The 2319-nt window shown below is 44.3% G+C and carries 3 protein-coding genes and 1 pseudogene; all 4 read left to right on the top strand.

Going from position 1 to position 2319, the window contains the following annotated elements; all coding sequences use genetic code 11:
• A pseudogene (locus WEIDD23_RS14325) lies at positions 1 to 309 on the top strand (MFS transporter); the annotation flags it as partial.
• A gap of 65 nt (positions 310 to 374) precedes the next feature.
• Positions 375 to 824 carry a universal stress protein gene (locus tag WEIDD23_RS01935; RefSeq protein WP_010373660.1) on the top strand — a complete coding sequence of 150 codons (450 nt, stop codon included), beginning with the start codon at positions 375 to 377 and terminating at the stop codon, positions 822 to 824.
• A 175-nt stretch (positions 825 to 999) separates the two neighbouring features.
• Positions 1000 to 1626 carry a 3-hexulose-6-phosphate synthase gene (gene hxlA / locus WEIDD23_RS01930; RefSeq protein ID WP_010373658.1) on the top strand — a complete coding sequence of 209 codons (627 nt, stop codon included), beginning with the start codon at positions 1000 to 1002 and terminating at the stop codon, positions 1624 to 1626.
• A gap of 23 nt (positions 1627 to 1649) precedes the next feature.
• Entirely contained in the window at positions 1650 to 2183 is a 534-nt protein-coding gene (gene hxlB / locus WEIDD23_RS01925; protein WP_062358709.1) for a 6-phospho-3-hexuloisomerase, read from the top strand.
• Positions 2184 to 2319 lie beyond the last annotated feature (136 nt).

Below are 2319 nucleotides of genomic sequence, written 5' to 3'. Positions count from 1 at the left end.
TTCTGGTTACTGATGGCAGTACACATGTTATTGATGGTTGGGATTGGACTGTCATATGCCAACCTGATGACGATTACATTGGCAACGTTGCCTGCTGCCGATAACGCTGATGGCAACAGCATTTTGAATACGTTAACCCAGTTTATTGGCGCTAGTGCTACGGCGGTTGTTGCCCAGATCTTTGCAAGTGCTGTTGCAGCACATGCGAATACCGGGGTCGTCCGCGGATCGCAACTAGGTGTGGTCGTATTAGCAGTGCTTGTTGTTGTATCATTGGTTGTATTTATAATTAATCGTCCCCAAAAATAAGCTGAAATTCGACTAAATACACGGTATAATACGGGTAGGCAATTAAAGCTACGGGGGACAGGAACATGACAACAGAAAATGAATTGGATTATCCCATTATCTTGGCAGCTGTGGACGATTCTGAGTTAGGTCAATTAACGTTGGCTAACGCTATCCACCAAGCCCATGAGGATGGGGCAGTGTTGATTATCGCGTCTATTTTTGAAAAAGATCAGTTAAATGTGTTTGATGCGCTTTCAAAGGAGCGAACGACTGATGCGCGCACCGACGTCGAAAATGCCTTGAAACGATACCGGCAAGAAGCCCTTGATGCAGGTGTCAAAACGGTCGCAACTGTCTTGCGTGACGGTGAGCCAGGTAAAGTGATTGTCCGTGACATCATTCCAGTTATTAAACCTAATTTGGTTGTAATCGGGGCACACTCGAAACGAACGCTTTCTGATCGCTATTTTGGGACACAGTCGGGCTACGTTGCAGCGAATGCGCCGGTTACGGTCATGGTTGTCCGGCAATAAACAAATTATCAGCTAACTGTGGGAACCGGTTGATAAATTTCTAAAAGACACCAATTGTTGTTTTGAGACAGTGGGTGTCTTTTTTTCTGGCGTCGCTATGACTTAAAAGTTTGCAAAATGGCAAAAGAAGTCCATACTATTACTTACTACAAAGAAATGGCAGGTGTTTTAAACGATGAAATTACAATTAGCAATTGATCTTGAAGACGTACAAGGTGCTATCGCATTGATTGAGAAGACAAAGGATAGTATTGATATTTTCGAATATGGGACACCTTTGGTAATTAACTTCGGTCTAGAAGGCTTGCAAAAGATTCGCGAGACTTTCCCTGACATTACGTTGCTTGCTGACCTAAAGATTATGGACGTGGCTTCTTATGAAGTTGGTCAAGCTTTTAAGTACGGAGCTGACATCACGACTATTTTGGGTGTTGCGGAAGACCAATCAATCCAAGATGCGGTCAAGGCTGCTCACGATGCGGGTAAGGAACTTTTGGTTGATATGATTGGTGTACGCGATGTTGCAACGCGTGCCCGTGAAATCGATGCGTTTGGGGCCGATTACATTGGTACTCACACGGGTTATGATTTACAGGCTTTGGGTCAAGATCCATTTGAAGAGTTCAGTGTGATTAAGGCTAATGTCACTAACACTAAGACAGCCATTGCTGGTGGCATCAAGTTGGCGGCAGCTGACGAAATCAAGGCAGCCAATCCTGATTTGTTGATTATTGGTGGTGCAATTGCAACGGTTGATGATCCAACAGCTGCTGCGGCTGAATTTAAGAAGTTGCTAGGCTAATTAAACAGATTGGAGGCCTTTAGATGAACTGGCAAACAGTTTTAACGGAGTTGGCACAAAATGTAGATGATGTGAATGACGAAGCGCTACTCGGTCTCGTAAATCAATCAGAACGCATTTTCCTGGCTGGTGCTGGACGATCAGGTCTGGCGCTAAAGTCGTTTGCAATGCGTCTTACGCAGTTGGGTAAACAAGCGTTTGTTGTGGGTGAAACAACGACACCGGCAATTACAGCGTCTGATTTGTTAGTCATTGCGTCTTCTTCTGGTGAAACAACGCAACTTGTTCAATTTGCGGCAACTGCTAGTGACGTAGGTGCGACAATCTGGCTATGGAGCACCGGTACGGATAGTACAATTGCACGCCAGTCACAATTTGTGACACTGCTGGCAGGCAAAAGCAAGTTTGCTGATGCCGATACAGCTACGAAACAACCGATGGGCAGTTTATTTGAAGAGTCGGTTTGGTTGTTTGGTGACATCTTTACGATGGATTATATGCAACGCTATCAAATTACAGAGTCGTTTATGAAAGCACGTCACAGTAATCTTGAATAGTCGTTAGACATTTCATTGCTTTGAAAAATGAACCGCATTGTTTGCGTGACTGGTCGATTCGATCAGTGCCAAACAATGCGGTTTTTACTAGTGGTATTTGTCAAATGGAACAACCCCAAAATGGCAGACAATTAAC

This window comes from Weissella sp. DD23 (assembly GCF_001579105.1).
In the GTDB taxonomy this organism is placed as follows: Bacteria; Bacillota; Bacilli; order Lactobacillales; family Lactobacillaceae; genus Weissella; species Weissella cibaria.
Note: the sequence above shows the minus strand (reverse complement) of the source record. Positions and strands in the feature narration are given on the sequence as shown.

Coding starts and splice junctions, on each gene's coding strand:
- hxlB (WP_062358709.1), top strand. CDS start 1,650: ATGAACTGGCAAACAGTTTTAACGGAGTTGGCACAAAATGTAGATGAT.
- WEIDD23_RS01935 (WP_010373660.1), top strand. CDS start 375: ATGACAACAGAAAATGAATTGGATTATCCCATTATCTTGGCAGCTGTG.
- hxlA (WP_010373658.1), top strand. CDS start 1,000: ATGAAATTACAATTAGCAATTGATCTTGAAGACGTACAAGGTGCTATC.